This window comes from Amycolatopsis sp. NPDC001319 (genome assembly GCF_042896185.1).
GTDB lineage: Bacteria > Actinomycetota > Actinomycetes > Mycobacteriales > Pseudonocardiaceae > Amycolatopsis.
This window is the reverse complement of record NZ_JBIAWY010000004.1, coordinates 430,195-453,317: the sequence shown is the minus strand read 5'-3', so window position 1 is coordinate 453,317 and position 23,123 is coordinate 430,195. Positions and strand designations below refer to the sequence as shown.

General features: G+C 70.9%; 25 protein-coding genes. 9 read left to right on the top strand and 16 right to left on the bottom strand.

The window, feature by feature from the left end:
• Positions 1 to 3: 3 nt before the first annotated feature.
• A complete protein-coding gene (locus ACFY1H_RS17120) occupies positions 4 to 870 on the bottom strand; it encodes a DUF427 domain-containing protein (RefSeq protein ID WP_366584205.1) in 867 nt (288 codons plus the stop codon).
• A gap of 116 nt (positions 871 to 986) precedes the next feature.
• Here ACFY1H_RS17120 and ACFY1H_RS17115 point away from each other — a divergent pair, with 116 nt between their 5' ends.
• Together ACFY1H_RS17115 and ACFY1H_RS17110 are read left to right on the top strand one after the other, a co-directional pair.
• The gene (locus ACFY1H_RS17115; RefSeq protein ID WP_366584204.1) at positions 987 to 1,589 is read left to right on the top strand and encodes an ABATE domain-containing protein; all 603 of its coding nucleotides are present in this window, start codon (positions 987 to 989) and stop codon (positions 1,587 to 1,589) included.
• Between the two features lie 11 nt (positions 1,590 to 1,600).
• Complete coding sequence (locus tag ACFY1H_RS17110) at positions 1,601 to 2,518, top strand: pyridoxamine 5'-phosphate oxidase family protein (protein ID WP_386947363.1); 918 nt, start codon at positions 1,601 to 1,603, stop codon at positions 2,516 to 2,518.
• Here the strand turns inward: ACFY1H_RS17110 and ACFY1H_RS17105 are convergent.
• Together ACFY1H_RS17105 and ACFY1H_RS17100 are read right to left on the bottom strand one after the other, a co-directional pair.
• Positions 2,515 to 3,120 carry a CGNR zinc finger domain-containing protein gene (locus tag ACFY1H_RS17105; protein WP_366584202.1) on the bottom strand — a complete coding sequence of 202 codons (606 nt, stop codon included), beginning with the start codon at positions 3,118 to 3,120 and terminating at the stop codon, positions 2,515 to 2,517. The two genes, ACFY1H_RS17110 and ACFY1H_RS17105, sit on opposite strands and share 4 nt — an antisense overlap.
• A gap of 5 nt (positions 3,121 to 3,125) precedes the next feature.
• Positions 3,126 to 4,283: an MFS transporter gene (locus tag ACFY1H_RS17100; RefSeq protein WP_386947361.1), complete on the bottom strand. Its 1,158-nt coding sequence runs from the start codon at positions 4,281 to 4,283 to the stop codon at positions 3,126 to 3,128.
• Positions 4,284 to 4,370: 87 nt separating this feature from the next.
• Here ACFY1H_RS17100 and ACFY1H_RS17095 point away from each other — a divergent pair, with 87 nt between their 5' ends.
• Positions 4,371 to 4,973, top strand: coding sequence for a CGNR zinc finger domain-containing protein (locus tag ACFY1H_RS17095; protein WP_386947360.1), 603 nt, complete (start codon positions 4,371 to 4,373; stop codon positions 4,971 to 4,973).
• Positions 4,974 to 5,034: 61 nt separating this feature from the next.
• Here ACFY1H_RS17095 and ACFY1H_RS17090 read toward each other — a convergent pair whose 3' ends face one another.
• The 8 genes from ACFY1H_RS17090 to ACFY1H_RS17055 all read right to left on the bottom strand — a co-directional run bounded on the left by ACFY1H_RS17090 (position 5,035) and on the right by ACFY1H_RS17055 (position 11,586).
• Positions 5,035 to 6,156, bottom strand: a complete 1,122-nt coding sequence (locus ACFY1H_RS17090) for an IniB N-terminal domain-containing protein (protein ID WP_386947358.1) — start codon at positions 6,154 to 6,156, stop codon at positions 5,035 to 5,037.
• 339 nt (positions 6,157 to 6,495) lie between these two features.
• Positions 6,496 to 7,308 carry a class I SAM-dependent methyltransferase gene (locus ACFY1H_RS17085; protein ID WP_386947356.1) on the bottom strand — a complete coding sequence of 271 codons (813 nt, stop codon included), beginning with the start codon at positions 7,306 to 7,308 and terminating at the stop codon, positions 6,496 to 6,498.
• Positions 7,309 to 7,331: 23 nt separating this feature from the next.
• Complete coding sequence (locus ACFY1H_RS17080; RefSeq protein ID WP_386947354.1) at positions 7,332 to 7,937, bottom strand: hypothetical protein; 606 nt, start codon at positions 7,935 to 7,937, stop codon at positions 7,332 to 7,334.
• A 115-nt stretch (positions 7,938 to 8,052) separates the two neighbouring features.
• Entirely contained in the window at positions 8,053 to 8,634 is a 582-nt protein-coding gene (locus ACFY1H_RS17075; protein WP_386947353.1) for a DsbA family protein, read from the bottom strand.
• Positions 8,635 to 8,726: 92 nt separating this feature from the next.
• Complete coding sequence (locus ACFY1H_RS17070) at positions 8,727 to 9,512, bottom strand: alpha/beta hydrolase fold domain-containing protein (RefSeq protein ID WP_386947351.1); 786 nt, start codon at positions 9,510 to 9,512, stop codon at positions 8,727 to 8,729.
• Entirely contained in the window at positions 9,509 to 10,225 is a 717-nt protein-coding gene (locus ACFY1H_RS17065) for a nitroreductase (protein ID WP_366584194.1), read from the bottom strand. The genes ACFY1H_RS17070 and ACFY1H_RS17065 overlap by 4 nt, the downstream gene beginning before the upstream one ends.
• A 19-nt stretch (positions 10,226 to 10,244) precedes the next feature.
• Positions 10,245 to 10,754 (bottom strand): DUF4863 family protein, encoded by a 510-nt coding sequence (locus tag ACFY1H_RS17060; protein ID WP_366584193.1) that lies wholly within the window; start codon positions 10,752 to 10,754, stop codon positions 10,245 to 10,247.
• 55 nt (positions 10,755 to 10,809) lie between these two features.
• On the bottom strand, positions 10,810 to 11,586 hold the full coding sequence (locus tag ACFY1H_RS17055; RefSeq protein WP_386947349.1) for an arylamine N-acetyltransferase: 777 nt from the start codon (positions 11,584 to 11,586) through the stop codon (positions 10,810 to 10,812).
• A 118-nt stretch (positions 11,587 to 11,704) separates the two neighbouring features.
• On the opposite strand from ACFY1H_RS17055, the gene ACFY1H_RS17050 reads away from it, so the two are divergent.
• From ACFY1H_RS17050 to ACFY1H_RS17035, 4 genes are all read left to right on the top strand, one after another.
• Positions 11,705 to 12,379, top strand: a complete 675-nt coding sequence (locus ACFY1H_RS17050) for a TetR/AcrR family transcriptional regulator (protein ID WP_386947347.1) — start codon at positions 11,705 to 11,707, stop codon at positions 12,377 to 12,379.
• A 53-nt stretch (positions 12,380 to 12,432) separates the two neighbouring features.
• Positions 12,433 to 13,119, top strand: a complete 687-nt coding sequence (locus ACFY1H_RS17045; protein WP_386947345.1) for a nitroreductase family protein — start codon at positions 12,433 to 12,435, stop codon at positions 13,117 to 13,119.
• Between the two features lie 174 nt (positions 13,120 to 13,293).
• Positions 13,294 to 15,363: a transketolase gene (gene tkt / locus ACFY1H_RS17040; RefSeq protein WP_386947343.1), complete on the top strand. Its 2,070-nt coding sequence runs from the start codon at positions 13,294 to 13,296 to the stop codon at positions 15,361 to 15,363.
• Between the two features lie 91 nt (positions 15,364 to 15,454).
• On the top strand, positions 15,455 to 15,691 hold the full coding sequence (locus tag ACFY1H_RS17035) for a DUF2630 family protein (protein ID WP_386947342.1): 237 nt from the start codon (positions 15,455 to 15,457) through the stop codon (positions 15,689 to 15,691).
• A gap of 65 nt (positions 15,692 to 15,756) precedes the next feature.
• On the opposite strand, the gene ACFY1H_RS17030 is transcribed toward ACFY1H_RS17035, so the two are convergent.
• The 4 genes from ACFY1H_RS17030 to ACFY1H_RS17015 are packed head-to-tail and all read right to left on the bottom strand — an operon-like array spanning position 15,757 to position 20,111.
• On the bottom strand, positions 15,757 to 16,302 hold the full coding sequence (locus ACFY1H_RS17030; RefSeq protein ID WP_366584187.1) for a cupin domain-containing protein: 546 nt from the start codon (positions 16,300 to 16,302) through the stop codon (positions 15,757 to 15,759).
• 19 nt (positions 16,303 to 16,321) lie between these two features.
• A complete protein-coding gene (locus ACFY1H_RS17025) occupies positions 16,322 to 17,272 on the bottom strand; it encodes a PDR/VanB family oxidoreductase (protein ID WP_366584186.1) in 951 nt (316 codons plus the stop codon).
• The gene (locus ACFY1H_RS17020; protein ID WP_366584185.1) at positions 17,250 to 18,686 is read right to left on the bottom strand and encodes a glutamine synthetase family protein; all 1,437 of its coding nucleotides are present in this window, start codon (positions 18,684 to 18,686) and stop codon (positions 17,250 to 17,252) included. Before ACFY1H_RS17020 ends, ACFY1H_RS17025 begins: the two co-directional genes overlap by 23 nt.
• A gap of 3 nt (positions 18,687 to 18,689) precedes the next feature.
• Complete coding sequence (locus tag ACFY1H_RS17015) at positions 18,690 to 20,111, bottom strand: Rieske 2Fe-2S domain-containing protein (RefSeq protein ID WP_386947339.1); 1,422 nt, start codon at positions 20,109 to 20,111, stop codon at positions 18,690 to 18,692.
• A 178-nt stretch (positions 20,112 to 20,289) separates the two neighbouring features.
• Here ACFY1H_RS17015 and ACFY1H_RS17010 point away from each other — a divergent pair, with 178 nt between their 5' ends.
• Together ACFY1H_RS17010 and ACFY1H_RS17005 are read left to right on the top strand one after the other, a co-directional pair.
• Positions 20,290 to 21,087, top strand: a complete 798-nt coding sequence (locus tag ACFY1H_RS17010) for an IclR family transcriptional regulator C-terminal domain-containing protein (RefSeq protein WP_366584183.1) — start codon at positions 20,290 to 20,292, stop codon at positions 21,085 to 21,087.
• A gap of 222 nt (positions 21,088 to 21,309) precedes the next feature.
• Positions 21,310 to 22,620: an MFS transporter gene (locus ACFY1H_RS17005; protein ID WP_366584182.1), complete on the top strand. Its 1,311-nt coding sequence runs from the start codon at positions 21,310 to 21,312 to the stop codon at positions 22,618 to 22,620.
• 43 nt (positions 22,621 to 22,663) lie between these two features.
• Here ACFY1H_RS17005 and ACFY1H_RS17000 read toward each other — a convergent pair whose 3' ends face one another.
• Positions 22,664 to 23,101, bottom strand: coding sequence for a Rid family hydrolase (locus tag ACFY1H_RS17000; RefSeq protein WP_366584181.1), 438 nt, complete (start codon positions 23,099 to 23,101; stop codon positions 22,664 to 22,666).
• Between the last annotated feature and the right edge of the window lie 22 nt (positions 23,102 to 23,123).

The window sequence follows — 23,123 nt, the reverse complement described above, 5'->3', positions numbered from 1 at the left end:
GTTTCAGGCGGTGCGCTTCTCGATCTCGTCGGTGTCGAGGCCGCGGTCCACGCCGTGCGGGATCACGGTCTGGCCGGGCGCCAGCGACTGCCGCACGCCGTCGAGGTAGACCTCGATCTTGTCCGGTTCGAACGACACCAGACCGGACACGCGTTCGACCTCGGTCCAGGCCTGCTCGTACGACCAGGCGGCGCCGGCGTGCGAGCCGATGTCGTAGTAGCTGGCGATGCCCTTGTACGGGCAGAACGTTTGCCCGTCGACCGGGGTCAGCGCTCCGTCCACGATGTCCTCGCGCGGCACGTACCAGCGCGGCGCGAAGCCGGATTCGTACAGCACCACCGGGTTGTGGGTGTCGGCGATGACGCGGTCACCGTCGCGGACCACGAGGTGACGCGACGTGCTGCGGATGTCGTTGCGGTGGTAGAGGTCCGCGGCGTGGCCGACGATCCGGTCGTCCTCCTCGTAGAAGGCCTCCATCGCGCGCCACGCGAAGGCGACGCGGTCCTTCAGCACGTCGGCGTATTCCGGCAGCCCGGTGTACTCCCACGCCGCACGCTCGGCACGGCCTTCGCCGGCCACGACCGTGTACCACGTGGTGTCGCCCAGTTCGCGGTGCTTCGTGACGCGGCCGCTCGACTCCAGCACGCCGTCGGCGACGGCGGCCTTCGGGAAGAACGCCACCGGGTAGTGGCCCGGTTCGTGCAGGAGCAACACGTCTTCACTGTCGACGAGCCACTCGCCACCGAAACGGACGCGCATCCGCCTGCGCAGCGGCTCCACGAAGAGCAACCGCTCGGGCAACGGTTCCGGGGTGAGGAACCTGCCGACCGACCTCGTCGAAAGCGGTCCCTGCTGCCATGCCAGTCCCATGACTTTCGCCTTCCTTCTCGCTAACGGATTTGCAGACTGTATATCCGTTAGTCAGCAGAGCACAAGACCTGATCAAAAACTTGTGTACAGTGATGACTAATGCGTACACTCGCCACATGAGCAGTAGTGTCAGCCTGGAGGACCTGCAACGGGCCGGCTTCCCCATGGGCGGAGAACCGCTGGTCGCGCTGGATCTCGCCGACACGCTCGCGGCCGAGACGGAGCCAGGCGACGGCGACCTCCTCGCCTCGCCCGGGCGCTACGCGACGTGGTGGCAGCTGGAGCTGCCGAGGCTGCCCGGGTCGGCGGCGCCGGACCTCGTGCCCACCCGCCGGCTGCGGTCCGCGATCCGCGACCTGCTGGAAGCGCACCTCGACGGCCGCGGGCCCGCGCCGGCGTCGCTCGAAGAGGTCAACGCGGTCGCGGCGGCCGTGCCGACCAGCCCGCGGCTCGAAGCGCACGAGTCCTGGGAGGCGCACACGCGCTGGCACGGCGAGCACGGCGGCAACGTCGCGCTGGCGGCCATCGCCCGGGAGACGATCGAGCTGTTCGCCGACCCCGCGCGCCTCGCCCGGCTGCGCCGCTGCGCGAACCCCGACTGCACGATGCTGTTCCTCGCCACGAACCGGCGTCGCCAGTGGTGCGCGGGCAACGTCTGCGGCAACCGCGTGCGGGTCGCCCGCCACTACCGCCGAACCCACGACCAGCAAGCCGGATGAGAGGGCACACCATGACCACGCAGCCGATCGTCGCCGGATTCCACAGCGGTGAGCTGAGCGTGCAACGGCAGGCCGGGCTCGAGTTCGAAGCGGCCCGGCTCGAAGGCATGCTCGCGCCCGCGCTGCTGAGCCGCGGCGCCGAGGGTTTCCTCGCGCAGCGCGAGTTCGCCGCCGTCACGGCGCGCGACGCCGACGGGACACTGTGGACGTCTCCCCTGCTCGGGCCGGCGGGGTTCCTGGAGGGTTTCGACACGACGCTGGTCGTGCACACGCGCCCCGGCGCCGGCGATCCCCTGCACGAGCTGCCCACCGCCGAGCCGGTCGGCCTGATCGCCGTCGAGTTCGCGACCCGGCGCCGGTTGCGGGTGAACGGCACCGTCGTCGCCTCGGCCGAGGGCGAGTTCCTCCTCGACGTCGAGCAGGCCTACGGCAACTGCCCGTCCTACATCCAGCAGCGCCGGCTGGAGATCGACCCCGAGCCGGCGCCGGCCGCCGTCGAACGGTCGGACGCCCTGACCGACGCCCACCGCGCCCTCATCCGCCGCGCGGACACGTTTTTTCTCGGCACGATCCACCCGACGCGCGGCGCCGACTCGTCCCACAAGGGCGGCGAGCCCGGCTTCGTCCGCCTCGACGGCGACGACCTGTGGTGGCCGGACTACGCGGGCAACAACCTGTTCAACAGCCTCGGCAACATCGCCACGGACCCCGAGGCGGCGCTGCTGTTCCTCGACTTCACCACCGGCACCACGCTCCAGCTCACCGGCACCGCCACGCTGGAATGGGTCACCCCGGGCACCGCAGGCGAGGACGACGCCACCGGCCGCCGCGTCCGCTTCCACCCGACGCGGGTGGTGTCGCGCACCAGAGTGCCGCTCCACGCGCCTGACGTGGTGCCTTCCCCGCACAACCCCCGGGTGACGGCCTAAGAGTCCACAGTAGACGCTGCCCGGTCGCGGAAGGCCGCCGCTTTGCTGCTGTTGCCGCAACGCCGCATGGAACACCAGCGGCGCGGGCGGCCGCCGGGCGGGTCGAGGAAGAGCATGCGGCACACGGGTGAGTCGCAGGCGCGCAGGTGGGTCCGGCGGGCCGGGTCGGTGACGAGGTCGAGAGCGTCGCGGGCAACGGTGGAGAGCAGCTCGGCGGACGTGCGGAGGCGGGGCCCGGAGGCCAGGCGACCGTCGGCGGCCAGGTCCAACCGCGGTGGTTCCGTGGCGAGGACGGCGTAGCCCTCGACCGTCGCGGCCGCGGCGGGGTCCACCGGGGCGTCGGCCATCACGTCCGTGACCATGCGGAACACGGCCTCCCGCAAGCGTTGCGCGTCGGCCAGCGCGGCGGCGGTCGCCGCGCCCGGGAGCAGCGGCAGGCCGACCCCGCCGGCCCACGCGTCGAGGCGGCCGGTGTCCCCGAGACGCTCGATGACCGCGGTCGGGCGGCGGCCGACGGTGGCGACGAGGTCGAGGGCGCGGGAACCGGCGTCGAAGCGGAGTTCCCTGAGCTGGGCGGTCACGCGGACGCGAGGCTGGGTCACGGTGATCACCGCGCCGCGCGGACGGGGAAGGGCGCGGTGACGACCACCAGCACCACGCTCACCCCGGCCGCGACCACGAAGGCCACGGGCGCCGGGATGACGACGTCGACCGCCGCGAACAGGTACGGCGCCGCGAACCCGAGGTAGGCCAGGCAGTAGAACACCGCCGTCACGCCGGCGAGATCGGCCGCCTCCGCCAGCGCTTCGGCGCGGCTGAGCCCGCCGACCAGCAGCATCCCGTAGGCCGCGCCCAGGACCACGGCGGCGGGGAGCGTCAGCAGGGCCTGCCTGAGCTCAGTCGACAGCGCGGCGAGCAGGAACCCCGCCACGGTCAGGCCGAGGCCGCACGTCAGCACCAGCGGACTGCCGCGTCGTTCCAGAGCACGGGCCACGGGCTGGACGAGCAGGCCGCTGCCCAGCGTCAGGCCCGCGATCACCCCGCTGCTCGCCACGGGCGCGACCGGCGCGGGCAACAGCGCCGGCAGGACCGCGAAACTCGTCGTCGCCACGCCGAACACCAGCGGCGCGCTCGGCACGATCCGGCGGAGGAACTCCGGGCTGGTCAACGCGTGCCTGAGCGCGCGCCGCCGTTGCCCCGAGGAAGCCGCGGCCGGCACGGTTTCCGGGACGTGCCACGCCAGCACGCCGACCACCACCGTCACCGCGATGTGCACCAGGTACGGCACCACGGCCGGTGCCGGCAGCCACTGCGCCAGGACCCCGGCGACCAGCGGCCCGCTCCCGAACCCGACCGACAGCGAGACCGCGGCCCGGCGCGCGCCCGCGCCCGGGCCGGCGTCAGCGGACAGCTCCTTGATCCACGCGCTGCCCGGCCCGAACGCGGCACCCGAAGCGATTCCCGCGACGAGCCGGCCGAGCGCCAGCACCCAGGTCGACCCGGCGCCGAACAGCAGGATCACCGAAGCCAGCGCGGAAAGCACCAGCACCGGGCGCATCACGCGGCGCCGGCCGAGCCGGTCGGAGAACCGCGCGCCCAGCAGCAGGGCCGGGATCAGCCCGACCACGTACGCGCCGAAGATCGCCGTGACGACTGTCGGCGAGAGGTGCTCCTGGTCGCGGTAGACGATGAGCAGCGGCGAGAACTGGTTCGCGCCCCAGCCGACCGCGAGCACCGCCGCACCGACCCTGGCCCACGGCCGCATGGCTCCTCCAGTGTGTTAGTAACCTCAGTATGAGTTACTAACCGCGCTCTGACCACCTCGCGGCGCTCTGCCGGATATCGTGGAGCCATGACCGCCGGACCGACCCTCGAGGACGTGCAGGCAGCCGGGTTCCCCATGGGCGGCGAGCCGCTCGTGGCCCTCGACCTCGCCGACACCCTCATGACGGCGGTGGACCCCGCCGTCGACCTGATCGAACCGACGGACGGGTACGAGACCTGGTGGCGGCTGCAGCTGCCCCGGCTGCCCGAGGCGAGCGTCCCCGCCGCGGCCGCGACCCGGCGGCTGCGCGCGGCGATCCGCGACCTGCTGGAGTCGCACCTGGAGACGCGGGCGCCGCAGGCGGTTTCGATCGAGGACCTCAACGCGTTCGCCTCGGCCGTGCCGCGCAGCCTGCGGCTGGCGGAAGACGCCGAAGGCACGCTGACCGCGGCCACGCGCTGGCACACCGAGCACGGCGGCAACGCGGCGCTGGCGGCGATCGCCACCGAGGCCATCGAACTGCTGTCTTCCCCGGCGCAGCTGGAGAAACTGCGCCGCTGCGCGAACCCCACGTGCTCGATGCTGTTCGTCGCGGAGACGAAGCGGCGGCAGTGGTGCACGGGCAACATCTGCGGCAACCGGGCGCGGGTGGCGCGCCACTACCGGCGGACGCACGCGATTTCTTCCTAGAGAACAAAAAACAGGCCCGGACCAAGCGGTCCGGGCCTGTTTTTTGGTTGAGCGGCAGAACTCAGTGACCGAGCAGCGGCAGGTGGCCGAGCGCGTCGGTCGCGACGTGCAGGTCGAGGCCGTGGACCAGGTCCTGCGCGTGCGTCTCGACGCCACCCAGCGGCGAGCCGGTGTGGGCCGCGTCCGCGACGTCGGCGATCGGGGTGTGCTGGATGCCCGCGGTGTCGGCCTGGCCGACGGTGTCGAGCACGTGGTGCACGGCGTCGCCCGCGACCGGGGCCTGCGGCGCGGCGGCCGACAGGGTGTGGGTCACGGAGCCGACGGTGCCGGCGACGTTCGGCACGGCCGGCAGAGCCGGGACGGCCGGGACACCCGGAACCGCGGGGAGGGCCGGCAGCGCCGGGACGGCGGCCGCGGCCGGGACGACGTGGTCCAGCGTGTGCGACAGGTCGCCCGCGGCACCGAAGTCGGCGCGCTCGTCGCCACCGTTCAGCGCGACGCCCACCGGGGTGGAGCCGATGGCCTCGTTGACGTGGCCGAGCAGGCCGGCGCCGGTGACGCGGACGTCCTCGACGAGACCCGACACCGGGCCGCCGACCGCCGGGACACCCGCGATCGCGGCCACGGCGGCCTGCGGCATGAGGGCGTCGCCCAGGTGGTTGGTGGTGGCGTCGACCGCGGAGCCCACGAGCTTGCCGTCGAAGAGGTGCTCGCCCACCGCACTCACGGTGTTCTCCAGGTCGATCGCACCGGCGGCCACGACCGGGCCGGCGACCGGGACACCGTTGACCGCACCGGCCACGTGGTCGACGACGTTCGAGACGGCGCCCAGCGTGCCGTGGGCGAGGGTGTTGACGCCGGTCGAGTCCGCGACGTCGCTGACGGTCTCGAACACGCCGCTCAGGTTCGGCAGGCCGCTGGCCAGGCCCGTCACGTTCGGCAGGTCGGCGCGCTCGCCGGCCGCGTGCGAGAGCACGTTGCCGAAGACCGGCAGGCTCGGGGCGGCGGCCAGCGGGGCCGTGTCGGCCAGCAGCGGCATGATGTCCTGCACATCGGCCGGCGAAACGTCGGCCAGGCCAGCAGCGTCGAGCAGGCCCTGCGGGTTGGCGGCGTAGGCAGCCGCGGCCTGCGGGTCGCTCAGCAGGGTCATGGCGAATTCGTGCAGGTTCTGCACCGCGTCCATAGTCTGTTGTCTCCTGTGCACTGATTGATTCGGCCGTCGTGGGCATGCCGCGAAGTCGAAGGGGTTCGGGGACGAAGATAGGACGCCGCCGTTCGGCGGCCATCGGGGGCCACCCCGGGGGTTCGGCGCATCGGCATTAGGGATTTCGGACCCCACCCCATTAGGGGGACTAGGGAAATTCGCCCCTGCGCGACGATTCGCCGTGGTCAGCGCGGTGCGGCCGATTTCGCCCGCTTCCCCTGCGCGGCGCGGATCCTGGCCCTTCGTTCGGCGCCACGCGGTGTTCCACGGAGTGATCGTCGGATAAACCACCCGTTGGTGTGACAACCTCGCCGGATTTCACGGCCGCCAGACATCCACGACGAACTCGCGCATCTGCTCACGGAACTTTCCGGACGGGCTCGCGGCGCCGAGAAGACCCCGTAATTCGGACTCGAAAGCGGCCAAGCGATCGCCGAAGAGATGCGGGGCGGAACTCGACAACGAGAACACCGTGGCGACGACGTCGTCGATATCCCGGACGACAGTGGGGCCCGGCACCGGGATCCGCTCCGGGCCGGTGAACCCGGCGGCGAGGTAGATCTCCGTCTCCCCGCCGGCCGTGCCGTCGGGCAGGACACCGCGGCCCGCGCGCCGGGTTTCGCCCAGGTACGCGCGCACGAGCTCGGTGATCTGCCCGTGGGGCGGCGCCGACGCGGTCGTGGTGCCGCGGTGGGTGGTGGCGTGCACGTGGACGCAGGCGCCGCCGGGGTCGAGCATTCCGCGCGCCGCCGCGGCGACCCGGGGGCGGTCGAACCAGTGGAAGGACTGGGCGAACGTGACGAGCCGGAACGAGCCGAGCCCGGCCGGCAGGTCCTCGGCCTTCGCGTGGACCCAGCGCGTGGTGCTGATCCCGTTCGCGGCGGCCAGCCGGGCGGCTTCGGCGAGCATGCCGGGGTCGGCGTCGAGGCCGACGGCTTCCGCGAAGTGAGGGGCGAGCAGCAGCGTGAGCGAGCCCGGGCCGCAGCCGACGTCGAGCAGGCGGCCGGAACCGTCGAGCCGCAGTGCGCCGGCGATCGCGTCGGCGAGCGCGGCCGGATAGGCGACGCGGCCGCGCGCGTAATAAGCCGCACTGCCCGCGTACAGCGTTTCGTCCCACTCCCAGCCCGCCATGGCCGTGAGCCTAGGGACGCGGATCAGTGCTGCACAGGGAAATACGTGAGCACCTCGCCCGTCGCGGGGTTGTGGTAGCCGGCGATCTCCAGGTCGGCGAAGGTGCCGGACCAGGCGCCCGTGGCCGGGTCGCGCAGGACGTCGGGCGAGGACCACGCGGCGGTGCCGGCCGCGGACACGGCCTCGGGCGTCCAGTCGGGCGGGAAGTAGGTGTGGTCGACGAAGGAGAACCGGCCGTTCTTCAGGTTGCGGTATTCGGAGGCCCGGCGCGTGATGCCCGTTTCGGCCGGGGTCGCGCCGGACGCGAGCAGGAACCGGTGCAGGGACTCGAGCGCGGCGAAGAACACGTGCTGCGGCACGACGGTGTGCGGCCAGGTGCCGTAGAGGCTTTCGAGCCCGACGTCCTCGCCGGTGAACGTGACGGAAGTGCCGTTGCCGAGCCAGGTCTTGGCTTCACGCTGCGCTCGGCGGAGCAGGCCGATGAGCTGCCCGACGGTGGCGGCGTCGGCTTGTGCGTCGGTGTAGAGGAAGGCGGCCAACGGCAACTGGCCGGGCGGGGCGGAGATGCGCAGCCGGCGGGACTCGTCGAAGGCGAAGGTGAGCGAATCACCCGTGCCGAACAAAACCATCGTGGAGCGGCTTTCTGACTGGACCGATCGGCCGTGCGGGTGATCTTCTTCGCACATTATCACCCACACTGACCTGCGAAGACCTTTGTGACACGGATCGTGCGACACCCTGGGTTCAGCTGAGAGACGCAGCCCACGTCACGAACCATTCACGTGGCCGCAACCCGCTGAAGCTCCGGCCGCCGGACACCCAGGCGGGAGTGCCCTCGACGCCGTTCTCGTACGCGAGGATCGCCGAGCGGCCCACGGCCCGGTCCGCTTCGCCCGATTCCCAGGCGGCGCGGACGACCTCGGGGTCGCCGCCGGCTTGCTCGGCCAGCGTGAGGAGCAGGTCGCGTGATTCGAGGTCCCGGCCTTCGCCGAAGTACGCGTTGAACACGGAGGTGGCGAAGCGGTCGGCGACTTCGGGGTCGTCGAGCGTGGCGTACGCGCCCAGTGCGGGCAGCGAGTAGGCGATCCGGTCCGTCCACTTCAGCGGCAGGCCCGCGGCTGCGGCTTCGCGCGCGAGGAACTCGTAGGTCGGGCCGACGCGGGGGCCGGCCAGGCTGCCGCCGGGGCCGATCTCGGGGTGGATCTGGAGCGGATGTTCGTTCACCACCACGCCGTGTTCGCGCAGCACCCGGTTGCGATCCTGGGCGACGTAGCAGAAGGGGCAGAGGAAATCGAACCAGTGCTCCACGGTCGGGGTCGGGGACATCCGGGACTCCTTCGGATTGTTTCGATACGTTCATGATCTGTAACGAAACAATCCGGCGCGTTAGTCCCGGCGCCCGGTACGCGCGGGTGGGGTCAGGCCAGAACGGCGCGCAGCCACGCCGCCGTGGTCGCGAGGTTCACCGGGCCGTCGAACGCGGGGTCCTCGTGCCCGGCGCCGCCCAGCAGCACGAAGCTGCTCTTCGCCCCGGCCCGCACGAGCGCGTCGTGCAACGCGCGGCCCTCCCCCGGCGGCACGATCCGGTCGCGGTCGCCGTGGGCGATCAGGAACGGTGGCGCCGACGCCGAAACCCACGTCAGGAGCGAATGTCCCGCCGGGTCGGCGCCGCCGAGGAAGTCGGCTTCGAAGTGGAACGGCAGCAGCTTCGCCTCCAGCTCACTGCGCGCCGCCGTGGCCGCCAGGTCGGCTTGCCCGAACCAGTGCACCACGGCCTGCACGGCGCTGGACTGGTCCAGGTGACCGCCGACCGTGCCCTCCAGCTCGGCGTCGCCCGGCGACAACGCCAGCAGCGAGGCGAGGTACGCACCGGCGGACGCGCCCCAGACCCCGAGCCGCCCGGTCTCGAGGCCGAGGCGCGCGCCGTTGGCCCGCAGCCAGCGCACGGCGCCCTTGACGTCGTGCACCTGCTGCGGGAACACCGCCTCCGGTGCCAGGTGGTAATCGACGGACACGACGGTCACACCGTGCTCCGCCAAGGGCGCCTGCCGGCGTGCGGCCTCGCCGCGCCGGTCGCCGCGGGTCCACCCGCCGCCGTGCAGGTACAGCACGACGGGTGCGCCCGCGGCGGGGGCGTGGTGGATGTCCACCATCAGCCGGGTGCCGCCGACCGTCGCGTAGACGAGGTCGCGGTCGGCCGTCACGCCGGTTCCACCTGATGAGTCACAGCGGAATCGTAGAAGGTGACGAAGGATTCCACCGGCTCCCGCGTTGTGCGATATCCACCAAGGCGGTGTTCGTCGTCGGCATAGCCGAGTGCGATTCCGCACACCACGAGGTGGTCGTCCGGAATGGTGAGGTGGCGGCGCAACACCGGGTGGTAATCGATGAACGAGGCCTGTGCGCAAGTGTGCAGCCCGGCTCCGCGCGCGGACAACATCAGTCCCTGGAGGAACAGACCGGCGTCGATCAGCGCACCCTGCAGTGGTCCCCGGCTCACCGTGAGCACCAAGCCCACCGGGGCGCCGAAGAAGTCGTAGTTGCGCCGGTGGTGGCCGTCGCGGCCGGCCGTGTCGTCGGCCGCGATGCCGAGCGTTTCGGAGTACAGGCCTTCACCGAAACGACGGCGGCGCGAGCGGAACGGCTCGGGCCACGAGTCCGCCGCCGGCTGGTAGGCGAACTCGCCGACGGCGCGCCGGCCCTCGTCGTACGCGCACAGCAGGTCGGCCGTCAAGGCGCGCTTGGCGGCACCCGTGAGCACGTGGACCTGCCACGGCTGACTGTTGGAGTTGCTGGCCGAGGACGACGCCAGCGCGAGCAGCCGTTCGACCTGCGCGCGCGGCACGGGCGTCGGCAGGAACGCCCGGCAGCTGCGCCGCGTCGCCATCGCTTCCTCGATCGTGGACGCCGGGTTCATGGCGCTGGGCTCCCCGGGTTCAGGCCGCGGGCGGCTGGATGTCGTAGGAGATCCGGCCGGCGGGCAGGTAGAACAACGCGATCAGCGCGCCACCCTTGACCTCCGGGTAGTGGTGGCTGCCGGGGCCGGGCGCGGTCCAGCCGGGGCCGCTCCAGCCGTTGGGGCCCATCAGCTTCGCGTCCGCGTCGAGCGGCACCACGAGGTTGAGCTCGCCGTAGGGGTGCTGGTGGTACTGGCCGCGGAACGGCTCGACGCTGTCCATGTAGACGGCCGTGATGCTGAAGTAGTTGAGCACGTCCTGCGGCTCGGCGATGCGGCTGCGGCGGTACTTCTTGCCCTCGACCTCGATGTTGGCGGCCCAGCCGGCCTCGACGCCCTCGGTGATCATGCGAGCGAGGTCCTGGTAGAGCTCGCTGTCCGGTCCGTAGCGGGTGTTGAGCCAGGACTCCAGCTCCCCGCCCGCGGTGCGGTTCTTCACCTCGTTAAGGAACGGGATGCTGCGGTCGATCAGCTCCTGGGGCGTGGTCATCGTCGACTCCGTTCGGTCCGCTGTGGTTCGGCGTTCTCGAACCGTACGTCCACGTTTAGTTACAGTCAAGTGTTGTAACGAAACTCGGTACCCGATCGAACCGCAGGCCGAAGTGCTCGCGGTAGGCGTCGAGGACCGCAGCATCGCCTTCGAGCGCCTGCTCGACGCGCTCCCCGCCGATCGTCTCGATGAGGCGGGCACCCGTGATCGTCACGCGTCCTTCCGCGGTCGAGCGCGAGCACGTCGGCCGCTGCGTGAACGGCGAGGCGGGCGAGGTCTCGTGGAACCACGCCATGGCGACGAAGTCGTCGAGCTCGCGCGGCCGCGGCTCGAGCCGGTAGACGATCGCGCCGTCGCACACCACATCGACGTCACCGTGTGGCGCGGGCTCGACGGTGAACCGGCCGCCCGGATCGAGCTGGACGTCGGTCGTGGCCAGCCGCAGCGGCGCGAGGCTGAAGCGGCCGAAGCCGACGTCGACCAGCCACGGTTCGTCGAGGTCCACGCGCAAAGCCAGGTGGTCCAACGGCGGCCCGAAGAACCCCTCGCGGCGCATCACCCGGCCGGCCAGCAGCTGCACCTCGAACCCGACTTCGCGCAGCAGCAGGGCGAAAGCCCCGTTGAGCTCGTAACAGAGCCCGCCGCGGCGCCGGCCCACGATCTTGTCGAGCAGCGCCGGCTCGGCCAGCTCGATCTGCTCCCCGAGGTAGAACCCGAGGTTCTCGAACGGCACGCTCTCGAGGTGCCGTCGCTGCAGCTCGCGCAGCGCCGCCAGATCCGGCACCGAGGGGCGGGCCGCGCCGATCCGGTGGAGGTAGTCCTCGACGTCCACGATCGTTCCTCCAGTGCTGTTTCATTACAATGAGTGCACGTAACCATCAGGATAACAACGCCGTCGTGTAACGGATCGGATATGCTTCGCCGATCGGTTTTCTCGGCGAGGTGGAGCCATGGCGCGGACACGCGAAGCGACGGCAGACGAGCAGGTCGGCACCGAAGACGGACCCCGGCCGGGCGGGCGTCCCCGCGACGCCGCGCTCGACGAGGCGATCATCCTCGCCACCCGCCGGCGGCTCGTCCTCGACGGCTACTCCCGCATGACGATCGGCGACATCGCCGCCGACGCGAAGGTCAGCCGGCCCACGCTGTACCGCCGCTGGGCCACGAAGTTCGAGCTCGTCGTCGACGCGCTCGACTACGGTTTCCGCAAGCAGCGCGACATGTACGCGTTCGACCTCAGTGGACTCGAGCCGCGCGAGGCGCTGACGGAGGCCGTCCGCCGGCTCGACCCGGCGTACTTCAACCCGGACGCGATGGTGCTCATGGGCAACTTCGCGGGCGAGGCGATCCGCACGCCGGAGCTGCTCGACATCCTGCGCAAGCACTCCGTCGAGCCCCGCGTGGAGCTCGTCGAAAGCGTGCTGACGCACCTGCAGGACCGCGGCGCCGTGCGGGAGGAGATCGACAAGCACACCATCGCGACCATGTGCTTCGGTGCGTACTTCGCGGCGTTCTACCGCGGGGAAGCCAAAACCGAGATCCCCGGCGCGGTCGTCTCCGTGCTCTGGCCGGCGCTGGAGAAGAAGCCCGCGCGGCGGCGGGCGTCCACTTCGGGCAAACGGTGAGCCGAATTAGTTCCGATCATTGACTGTAACGTAAACCGGGGCATAATCGGCCCATGCCGCCTGTGCCCTCGATGGACGTCCACGAAGCCCTTTACACCACACGGATGATGCGGCGCATGCATCCGGACGCGATTCCCCTGGACGTGCAGGCGCGCATCCTCGACGCCGCGATCCGGGCGCCGAACGGCGGCAACACCCAGCGCTGGCATTTCCTGGCCGTGGACGATCCGGGCATCAAGGCCGAACTCGCCCCGATCTGGCGGCGCTGCCGGGCAAGGGAGTACGAGGAGATCTCGGCCGGCACGTTTGCGCAGCCGATCCACGACCCGGAGAACCACCGCGAGACGATGCGGCGGATCGCGAAGTCCGGCGACTTCCTGACCGACCACTTCACCGAGATCCCGCTGCTGCTGTTCGTCTTCTCCATCGACAACCACGGCGGAGCCAACATCTACCCCGCCATCTGGAGCGCGCTGCTCGCCGCGCGTTCGGAGGGGGTCGGCGGGGTGCTCACCACGATGCTGCGCCTGGAGTCCGACCGGGTCATGGAGATGCTCGACGTGCCCGAGGACGAGGGCTGGGAGCTCACGGCCATGGTCGCGATGGGGTACCCGCGCGGCAAGTGGGGCGTCGCCGCGAACCGCCGCCCCGTGCACGAGGTGAGCAGCCGCAACCGGTGGGGCCGCGAGTTCGGCGTGTCCGTTCCCGAACCACTCTGGTCCGAAAACTCACACAGCTGAGTCATCCGCTGAGAGCAGCCCCACGGTGAGTTGCCGGGGCTCGCTCCGGCTCATTACAGTCGAGCCCGGTGACCGACCGCGCCGCCCGGAAGCCCGCCGGACGACGCGGAACCGGCTCGGCGCGTGTGCACAACGGGCGGGAAAACCCGACTACGCAGGGGAAGTCTGAGCACAGTGCCCGACACCGTCACCACCCGCCGCCGCCCGCAAGGCTGGACCGACACCGACACCCGCGCCGTGGACACCGTCCGGGTGCTCGCCGCCGACGCGGTCGAGCGGGCCGGAAACGGTCACCCCGGCACGGCGATGAGCCTCGCGCCGCTGGCCTACACGCTGTTCCAGCGCGAGATGCGCCACGACCCGGCCGACCCGTCGTGGCCGGCGCGCGACCGGTTCGTCCTGTCCGCCGGGCACACCAGCCTCACGCTGTACATCCAGCTGTTCCTCGCCGGATACGGCCTCGAGCTCGAAGACCTGCGGCAGCTGCGCCGGTGGGGTTCGCTCACCCCGGGGCACCCGGAGTACCGCCACACCCAGGGCGTCGAGGTCACGACCGGTCCGCTCGGGCAGGGGTTGGCCAACGCTGTGGGCATGGCCATGGCGTCGCGGCGCGAACGCGGGTTGTTCGATCCCGAACCCGCGCCGGGGCAGAGCATCTTCGACCACTTCGTGTACGTGATCGCCTCCGACGGTGACATCCAGGAGGGCATCACCTCCGAGGCGTCGTCGATCGCGGGCCGCCAGCAGCTGGCGAACCTGATCGTGTTCTACGACGACAACGATATTTCGATCGAAGACCACACGGACATCGCGCTGTCCGAGGACACGGACGAGCGCTACCGCGCGTACGGCTGGCACGTGCAGGTGGTGGAGGACGGCGAGGACGTCGCCGCGATCCAGGACGCCATCGCGGCGGCGAAGACCGACCCGCGCCCGTCCTACATCCGGCTCCGCACGGTGATCGGCTATCCCGCGCCGACCAAGATGAACACCGGCAAGATCCACGGCTCCGCGCTCGGCGCCGACGAGGTCGCGGCGGTGAAGCGCGTGCTGGGCTTCGATCCGCAGCGGCACTTCGTGGTCGAGGACGACGTGCTGGCCCGGACGCGCAAGGCCGTCGAGCGCGGTCAGGCCTGGCGGGCGCAGTGGCAGGGCGAGTACGACGAGTGGGCCGCGGCGCACCCCTCGCGGCACGCGCTGCTGCAGCGCCTCTCGACGCGGGCGCTGCCGGAGGGCTGGGCCGCCGGGCTGCCGTCGTTCGAGGTGGGCGCTTCGATGGCGACGCGCAAGGGATCCGGCGCGTTCCTCGACGCGGTCGCCGACGTGCTGCCCGAGCTGTGGGGCGGTTCGGCCGACCTCGCGGAGAGCAACAACTCGACGATGACGGGCGCCGACTCGTTCGGGCCAGTCGCGGCGGCGACGAAGATGTGGGCCGCGGAGCCGTACGGGCGCACCCTGCACTTCGGCATCCGCGAGCACGCGATGGGCGCCATCCTCAACGGCATCGCGCTGCACGGCGGCACCCGGCCGTACGGCGCGACGTACCTCGCGTTCAGCGACTACATGCGCCCGTCGGTGCGGCTGGCGGCGCTGATGCGGCTGCCGGTGGTGTACGTGTGGACGCACGACTCCATCGGCGTCGGCGGCGACGGGCCCACGCACCAGCCGATCGAGCACCTCTCGGCGCTGCGGGCGATTCCGGGCCTGAACGTGGTGCGCCCCGGCGACGCGAACGAGGCCGTCGCGGCGTGGCAGGCCGCGATCGAGGACGTCGACCACCCGACCGCGCTCGCGTTGACCCGGCAGCCGGTGCCGGTGCTGGCCGGGACTTCGGCCGAGGGCGTGGCGCGCGGTGGTTATGTGCTGGCGGACGCGTCGAACGGTGCCCCGGCGGTGGTGCTGATCGGGACCGGTTCGGAGCTGCAGCTCGCCGTGTCGGCCCGGGAGCGGCTGGAGGCCGAGGGCGTGCCGACGCGCGTGGTTTCGCTGCCGTGCTTCGAGTGGTTCGCCGCGCAGGACCAGGCTTACCGTGATTCGGTGCTGCCGCCGTCGGTGAAGGCGCGGGTCGCCGTCGAGGCCGGGATCGCGCTGCCGTGGTACCCGTTCGTGGGTGATGCCGGCGAGATCGTCTCGATCGAGCACTACGGCGCTTCGGCCGATTACGCGACGCTGTTCCGCGAGTTCGGGTTCACGCCCGAGGCCGTGGTGTCCGCCGCCCGGGCAACGCTGGCCAAGGTGGCCTGATGCCCACGCCCGGCCGGGATTTCCGCATTGCACGTCATCCCGGCCGGGTCACCCCGACCCGGACCGGGGCCGGCTCGAACGGGTGGGTGACATGGGCACGACTTCACACGCAATCACCGATCGCCTCGCGGCGCTTCTCGACGAGGAACACGACCTCCGCACCCGCGCCATCCACCACGGCGGTGGCCTCTCCCCCGCCGAACAGGCGCGCCTGACCAGACTCGAGTCCGAACTGGACGCCGTCGTCCGCCTCCTCCAACAGCGGCGCGCCCTCTCCGTCTTCGACGCCGGCGACGCCACCGACGACCCGGCGGACACGTCGAACTGAGCCGACCGGCCGGTCGGGCGCGCTGACGAGAGGCCGGGGCGGCGCCCAGCCGCCGAGGCGGGCGGTCAGTGGGTGGGCGTGTTGAGGTCGTAGCGCTGGACGACGTCGTCCAGCCAGTCCGGGGTGCCGTAGGTCAGGCCGTACTTGGTGGCCAGGCGGGCGAACTCGTCGGTTTCGTGGAGGTTCGGCGCGTCGCCGAGGGTGCCGGCGGTGTGGGCGAGGAGCAGGTCGCTGAGGTCGCGGAAGTAGGTTTCGAAGCCGCCGGGGGTGATGACCTCGACGATGCGGCCCGGGGTTTTGCCGGCGTTCCACATGGCGTGCATCTCGCCGCGGGGTTTGGTGATGTAGCCGCCCGGGCCGAGGACGACCTCGGCGTCGTCCGAACGGAAGCCGATGTGACCGGCCAGCACGATGGAGTGCTCGTCCTCGCGGGTGTGGCGGTGGGGCGCGGTGATGGAGCCGACCGCGAACGGGTGCTCGAGGATCGCGACCTCGCCGCCGTTGTTCCGGTGCGTCAGCTTGAACACCGCGCCGAACCCGGGCAGCGCCACTTGGTCCGACTCGTCCCCCGGTTGCACCACGGCGACCTTCGTCCGGTTTTCCTCGCCCACCTGGTTTCCTTCCTCGTGATCACAGGTCCAGCACGAGCTTGCGGCCGCAGGCCCGGCTCACGCAAGGGAAGAACGTCTTCCCCGCCGCGCGTTCGGCGTTGGACAGCACCACGTCGTGGTGATCGGGCGTGCCCTCCAGCACCCGGGTTTCGCAGGTGCCGCAGTAGCCCTCTTCGCAGTCGGACTCGAGGTCGACCCCGGCGTCGCGGATGGCCTGCAGCAGGGTGGTGTCCGGGCCGGCCACGACGGTCAGGCCGGACTGGCGCAGTTCGAGTTCCACCTCTTCGCCCACGGAAGCATCGAGAGAAGGCGCGGCGGCGAAGTGTTCGGTCTCGCACCGCACACCGGCGGCCTCGCAGACCTCGGTGACGCCCTCGAGCAACCCGGCCGGGCCGCAGCAGTACACCGCCGCGCCCGGTGCCAGTCCGCCGATCAGCTCCTTCAGATCCGGCCGCGGCTCGACGGAAGTGTCGACGAAGGACACCCGGTCACCACAGATCGCGGCCAGCTCCGCGCGGAAGGCCATGGTGGCAGCACCGTGTCCACAGTAGACCACCGAGAAGTCGGCCCCACGCTCTGCCAGAACCCGCGCCATCGGCAGCAGCGGCGTGACGCCGATTCCGCCGGCGATCAGCAAGTACGACTCGGCGTCCGCCAACGGGAAGTGGTTGCGCACCCGCTCCACCAGCAGCTCACGCCCGACCAGCGCCGTGCCGTGGATCTCGGCCGACCCGCCGCGGCCGGCGTCCTCCAGCCGCACCGCGATGTCGTAGTGCAGCCGGTCGGCCGGGTCGCCGCACAGCGAGTACTGCCGGCCCAGCCCCGACGGCAGCTTCAGGTCGAGGTGCGCCCCCGGCTCCCACGCCGGCAACGGCGAACCACCGGTCAGCCGGAGCCCCACCACTCCCGCGGCTTCCCAGGTCACGCGCGTGACCCGCAACGACAGATCAGTAGAGGTCGAAGTACTCACGATGCTCCCAATCGGTGACCGTCCGCTCGAACCGCGCGACCTCGGCCCGCTTGATCACGGCGTAGTAAGCCACGAACTGCTCACCCATCACCCGCCGCAGCCCGGCATCGGCCTCCAGCGCGTCGACGGCCGCGGCCAGGTTCGCCGGCAGCCGCCCGGCGTCAGTCGTGTACGGATCGTCGGCCGAAGGCGGCAACGGCAACGCCCCCTCGACCCCGTTCAGACCCGAATGCAGCTGCGAAGCCATGTACAGATACGGGTTGGCCGCCGACTCCCCCACCCGGTTCTCGATGTGCGTCGAGGCGTCCTCGGCCGAGCCGACGAGCCGGATCATCGCACCGCGGTTGTCCCGCGCCCACGCGATCCGGTCGGGCGCCATCGAGTACGGCTGAAACCGCTTGTAACCGTTCACGGTCGGGTTCGCGAACACACACGCCGCGCTCGCGTGCGCGAGCTGACCGGCGATGAACTGCTTGCCCACCGACGAAATCGCACCCTCGCCGTCGTCCGGTACGAAGGCGTTGTGCCCACCGTCCGGCGACACGAGGCTCTGGTGCAGGTGCCAGCCGCTCGACTTGCTGTCGGTGATCTGCGGCCGGCACATGAACGTCGCGTGGTAACCGTTGCGCCGCGCCACCTGCTTGACCGTGCTGCGCAACAGCACCATCGCGTCGGCCGAAGCGAGCCCGGCGGCCGGGTCGAGCGTGACCTCCAGCTGGTTGGCCCCCAGCTCGACCTCGATGCTGCGCAGCTCGATCCCCATCCGTTCCAGCGCCTCGCGGATGCGCCGGGTGGCGGGCTCGACCTCGTCGCCGAGGTTTTCGCTCAGCAGCTGGTTGCCCTGGTTGATCGGCTCGACCGGGGTCGGCGTGGTGCAGCGGCCGATCCCGTCGTCGTTGGGGAAATGCGATGCCCGCCGGTAGAGGTGGAACTCGATCTCCAGCCCCGTGACGTAGGTGAACCCGGCGACGCTCGCGCGGTCCAGCGCCGTGCGGAACACGCCGCGGCTGCAGAACGGCACCTGCTCACCGTTGCCGAACCGCAGGTCACAGAGGATCCGCGCGGTGTCCTCGGCCCAGGGCACGAGGTGGAACGTCGTGGGGTCGGGCACCATCACCACGTCGGCCGCGCCCGCCATCTCGGCCACGCCGAGGCCGCCGTCGGCGTTGAAGGCCGAGAACACCGTCGTACCGGACGTGTCCTTCGACAGCAGCGTCGACACACAGCTCAGCCCACTGCGGAACGCGGCGGCCAGCCCGCTCGCCGGGATCGTCTTGCCGTGCAGGATCCCGTGCTGATCCACAAAGGACACCCGGATCGTCCGCAGGCCCTCCGCGCCGATCCGCGCCAGGACGGCTCTCGCCGCTTCCTGCTGCTCCTCGGTCCAGAGCCCGAACTTCTCGATGAACCCCATGCCTCAGTCCCGCGTGCGGTCGTAGGCGTCGGGCGACGAAGAACGGTCCGGCTCGACCGCCGAGCCCGGCACGCCCGCCGGTCCCGTCGCGAGCGCCGCCTGCAGGTGCGAGGCCCACGGGCTCGCCTTGCGCAGGTCGGCGATCGAGCTCGCCCAGTAGTCCTCCCACTCGCCGGTGGGCCCGATGCCGTCGAGCGGGATGGGGCCGCGGCTTTCGACGTCCGCACCGTCCTTGAGCAGCAGGTCGGGGCTGCCGCCTTCGGCGACGGTGTCGATGGCCTGCAACGCCATCCGCCGGTAGGTCACGATCGCACGGTCCGAGCGGCTGAGGTGTTCGCGGCTGCGGTCGTAGACGTACCCCTGGCCCTCGACCGCCATCTGGTCGTGGACGTTGATGTCGCGCCCCAGCCCGGTGTAGGTCTGCGTGCGCTGCTCCTCGGGGTCGAAGCGGTAGTTGTTCGCCCGGTTGCGCACCGGTTTGTAGTCCGGGAGTGTGATGCCGTCGAGCCGTTGCGCGCGCATGGTTTCCTGGTCGACGGGCTCGTCGAGGCTGGTGAACATCGCGTACCAGTAGCAGGAGACGTCGTCGATCGGCACGTGCCACTGCGTGATCGCCATGGTGGAGCTCAGCGGGATCGTGATGCCGTGCGGGAACACCTGGTGCGTGATGCGCACGTGGGTGGACGAGCCGTCGAGACCGTCCTGGTCGAGCGTGCGCAGGGCGACGATGCGCTGCCCGTATTCGGTGCGGGCGTTGAGGATCTCGGGCCGGCCGTACTCGCGCAGGATCTTCGTCATCGGCAGGTTCGTGCCGAGCGACGCGCCGCGGAACTGCTTGCCGTAGCTGTCGCTCGTGTCCTCGTCCTCCTCGAACCGGTGCAGGTAGGAGGCGTGCGCCGGGTCGATCCCGACCTCCAGCGCCTGCAGCCAGTTGCAATCGAGATAACCCTTGAACGCGAACGTGTACTCCGGCGGCGCCACGAAGCAGTCGAGCGCGGGCAGGTTCGGCGGCTCGCCGTCGCCGAGGTAGCCCCACACGATTCCGTTGCACTCCTGCACCGGGTACGAGCGGATCTTCACCTTGGCCTTGAGCTTGCTGTCCTCGGGCTCGGCCGGAGTGTCCATACAGGACCCGTTGCCGTTGAAGAGCCAGCCGTGGAAGTAGCAGCGCAGGCCGCCGTCTTCCAGACGCCCCAAGGAAAGGTCCGCGCCACGGTGGGCGCAGCGGCGGTCGATGAGGCCCAGCGAGCCGTCGGCGTTGCGGAACAGCACGAGGTCCTCACCGAGCACCCGCAGCGGAACCACCGGGCGTTCGGTGTCGAGCTCCTCGGTCAGCGCCACGGGCTGCCAGTACAGCCGCATCCAGTCGCCGCCCGGAGTACCGGGCCCGGTCTCGGTGATCTTCCGGTTGTCGTCCGCGCGCATCGCAGCGTTCTCCTCGCGACTTCGTCGTCCAGCGTGGTGGGGCAGAAAGTTCAATTAACGAACACTCGGTTCTGATGTGAGCACTGTAGGCACGCGCGGTGGGTCGTCGCAAGGCCCTGGGCGACGTTCGTGCTACATTTCGCGACAAGGTGTGCGTTAATCGAACGGAGCTGGTGGGGTGTCGAAGCTCAACGCACGGGACGAGGCCCGCCGGGCGGCCCGCGAAGTGGACGGCACCAGCCGCTCGGACTACTCCGAAGCCCTCGAACGCGGCCTGCTCGTGCTCACCGCATTCGACCACACCGAAGAACGCCTCACGCAGGCGCAGCTGGCCCGCAAGCTCGAACTCCCCCGCGCGACGGTGCGCCGCGCCCTGCTCACGTTGGCGCACCTCGGTTACGTCGTCGCCGACGACAAGGCCTACCGCCTGGCCCCGAAGGTGCTCACGCTCGCGTCGGCCTACCTCACGACCAACCCGGTGAGCCAGGTGCTGCAGCCGCGGTGCGACCGCCTCGCCGAGGTCTTCCAGGCGTCCTGCACCGCCGCGGTCCTCGACGGACCGGCGGCCGTGATGATCGCGCGGGCCCTGCCGCGCCACACCCTGCCGATCGGCGAAGGCATCGGGTTCCGGGTGCCCGCGGCGCAGTCCGCGCTGGGTCTGGTGCTGCTCAGCGGCCTCGATGCCGAGCGCAGGCACCGCCACCTGGTCAGCCACGCGGGCCTCGACGACGACGGCGTGGCCACGCTGGAGAAGAAGGTCGCGGAGGTGGCCGAGGCCGGGTGCGCGTATGTCGCCCACGAGGTCGAGGCGGGCTTCCACTCGGCGGCCGTGCCACTGCGCCGGTGGGACGGCACGCCGATCGCCGCGCTGAACATCGGAACGAGCGTCGAGCGGATCTCCGAGGCGGACATGCGGGAACGCGTGCTGCCTGCGCTGCGGGAAGCCGCCGAGGAGCTGCAGCCGCAGCTCGTCTGACACCCCGCGTTCAGTGGGACTTCCGCATCGGCAAGCCGGACGTGCGGGACAATTACGTTGCAGGTGTTGACTGTAACGCAACTCCGACATACTGTCCTCACACCGATCGCCAGGGCGCCGCGTGCGCCGATCGTCTGGCCACTTCGGACACTCCCGTTTCCTTTCGGAGAACCCCACCACCGCGATGGGCGACAACGCCGTCGCACCAGCGAAGGGAATCCCGTGACCACTTCGAGAACCCCGGAGATCCCGCTCGTCGCCGTCGCCGGTCCCGAGCCGCGCTACCGGCCGGCGATGGCGTGGACGGTGCTGCTCCTGCTCGCCGTCTTCATGGTCCTCAACTTCGCCGACCGCATCTCCCTCGCGCTCGCCGCGCAGCCGCTCATGAAGGAACTGCACCTGTCGGCGTCGCAGTTCGGGTTGATCAGCAGCTCGTTCTACTTCCTCTACAGCCTCAGCGCCGTCGGCGTCGGCTTCCTCGCCACGCGGCACGTGCCGCTGAAGTGGCTGCTGTTCGTGATGTCGCTGCTGTGGGCGGCCACGCAGCTACCGGTGTTCTTCTTCGCCGGCGGCGGCGTGCTGCTCGCGACGCGCATCGGCCTGGGTGCCGCCGAGGGCCCGGCGACGGCGGTCGCGAACTCCACCGCGTACAGCTGGTTCCCGCGCGAGAAGCGCGGCCTGCCCACCGCCGTCCTCACGTCCGGCGCGTCGCTCGCGAAGATCGTGGCGGCGCCGTTGCTGACCCTGCTCATCGTGCACTCCGGGTGGCGCTCGGCGTTCTTCGCGCTGGGTCTCGCCGGTCTCGTCTGGTGCGCGGTGTGGCTGTTCGCGGGACGCACCGGGCCGTTCGCGGTCACGCCCGAGGCACCGGGCAAAGTGGACCGGGCCGCGCGGCGGCGGACGTTCCTCAAGGTGGCGAGGAGCCGCACGTTCATCGTGCTCCTGCTGGCCACGTATCCGATGTACGCGCTGATCTCCGTGGTGTTCAGCTGGTTCCCGTCCTACCTCGAAGCCGGGCTGGGGTTCTCCACGCTCACCTCGGGTGTCCTTTTCGGACTGCCGAGCGTCATCGGCATGGTGTTCATGCTCGGCTCCGGCTGGTTGACCGACCGGCTGCTCGCGCGAGGCGTGTCCGCGCGCATCGCCCACGGCCTCGTGCCGACGCTCTCGCTCGCCGCCGGCGGGGTGCTGCTGGTTGTGCTGCCGCTGGCGGGCAGCGCGCGCTACCTCGCCTACGTCATCCTCGTCGCCGGCTACTGCCTCACGCTGGTGGCCCAGCCGATCGTGTACGCGGCGATCGGGACGGCCGCCGCGCCTTCGCAGCGCACCAGCGTGCTGAGCCTGTTCATCGCCCTCCAGAGCACGTCGGGGATCATCGCGCCGTGGGCGACGGGCGCGTTGATCGACGGTGCCCGCAACCAGGTCGACGGCTACAACACCGCGTTCGTGGTGATCGGGATCCTCTGCGCGATCGGCGGTGTGGTCGCGGCGTTCTTCGTGGACTCGGGCCGCGACTCGGCGCACGACGCCTGAACGCCCTCGCCGGATCCCCCGGCGAGGGCGCTCCACGGACGGGTCAGACCCGCGCGATCAGCTTGATCTCCACGAGCTGCTCGGGGAAGGCGAGCCGCGTCGTGCCGACCAGCGTGCTGGCGACCTGCGGGTCCTCCCGTCCGTAGGCCGCCTTGCGCACGGGACCCGCCACGGCGAAGGCCGCGTCGATGTCGAGGACGTAGAGCACCTCTTCGACGACGTCGGCCAGCGTCGCGCCGAAGCGCTTCAGCAGCTCGGCGGCGTTCACGTACGAGCGGCGCATCTGCTCTTCCATGGCGGAAAAGTCGGTGACGGCGCCGTTCTCGTCCACGGGCGCGGGAGCCACGAGCTGGTCGCCGTCGTGGGACAGCTGGCCGGAGACGTAGATGGTGTCGCCGTGTTTCACGGCCTGGACGTAGCCGTAGATGCCTTCCCACGGGACCCCGAAGTTCTCCGTGGTCCTCTCGATCGGCTTGCTCATGGGGTTTTCAGCCTTCCTGCCG

What these genes read in the sequence shown, in the direction of transcription:
- ACFY1H_RS17120 (WP_366584205.1), bottom strand. Translation starts at nt 870, where the DNA reads ATGGGACTGGCATGGCAGCAGGGACCGCTTTCGACGAGGTCGGTCGGC.
- ACFY1H_RS17115 (WP_366584204.1), top strand. Translation starts at nt 987, where the DNA reads ATGAGCAGTAGTGTCAGCCTGGAGGACCTGCAACGGGCCGGCTTCCCC.
- ACFY1H_RS17110 (WP_386947363.1), top strand. Translation starts at nt 1,601, where the DNA reads ATGACCACGCAGCCGATCGTCGCCGGATTCCACAGCGGTGAGCTGAGC.
- ACFY1H_RS17100 (WP_386947361.1), bottom strand. Translation starts at nt 4,283, where the DNA reads ATGCGGCCGTGGGCCAGGGTCGGTGCGGCGGTGCTCGCGGTCGGCTGG.
- ACFY1H_RS17095 (WP_386947360.1), top strand. Translation starts at nt 4,371, where the DNA reads ATGACCGCCGGACCGACCCTCGAGGACGTGCAGGCAGCCGGGTTCCCC.
- ACFY1H_RS17090 (WP_386947358.1), bottom strand. Translation starts at nt 6,156, where the DNA reads ATGGACGCGGTGCAGAACCTGCACGAATTCGCCATGACCCTGCTGAGC.
- ACFY1H_RS17085 (WP_386947356.1), bottom strand. Translation starts at nt 7,308, where the DNA reads ATGGCGGGCTGGGAGTGGGACGAAACGCTGTACGCGGGCAGTGCGGCT.
- ACFY1H_RS17080 (WP_386947354.1), bottom strand. Translation starts at nt 7,937, where the DNA reads ATGGTTTTGTTCGGCACGGGTGATTCGCTCACCTTCGCCTTCGACGAG.
- ACFY1H_RS17075 (WP_386947353.1), bottom strand. Translation starts at nt 8,634, where the DNA reads ATGTCCCCGACCCCGACCGTGGAGCACTGGTTCGATTTCCTCTGCCCC.
- ACFY1H_RS17065 (WP_366584194.1), bottom strand. Translation starts at nt 10,225, where the DNA reads ATGAACCCGGCGTCCACGATCGAGGAAGCGATGGCGACGCGGCGCAGC.
- ACFY1H_RS17060 (WP_366584193.1), bottom strand. Translation starts at nt 10,754, where the DNA reads ATGACCACGCCCCAGGAGCTGATCGACCGCAGCATCCCGTTCCTTAAC.
- ACFY1H_RS17050 (WP_386947347.1), top strand. Translation starts at nt 11,705, where the DNA reads ATGGCGCGGACACGCGAAGCGACGGCAGACGAGCAGGTCGGCACCGAA.
- ACFY1H_RS17045 (WP_386947345.1), top strand. Translation starts at nt 12,433, where the DNA reads ATGCCGCCTGTGCCCTCGATGGACGTCCACGAAGCCCTTTACACCACA.
- ACFY1H_RS17035 (WP_386947342.1), top strand. Translation starts at nt 15,455, where the DNA reads ATGGGCACGACTTCACACGCAATCACCGATCGCCTCGCGGCGCTTCTC.
- ACFY1H_RS17020 (WP_366584185.1), bottom strand. Translation starts at nt 18,686, where the DNA reads ATGGGGTTCATCGAGAAGTTCGGGCTCTGGACCGAGGAGCAGCAGGAA.
- ACFY1H_RS17015 (WP_386947339.1), bottom strand. Translation starts at nt 20,111, where the DNA reads ATGCGCGCGGACGACAACCGGAAGATCACCGAGACCGGGCCCGGTACT.
- ACFY1H_RS17000 (WP_366584181.1), bottom strand. Translation starts at nt 23,101, where the DNA reads ATGAGCAAGCCGATCGAGAGGACCACGGAGAACTTCGGGGTCCCGTGG.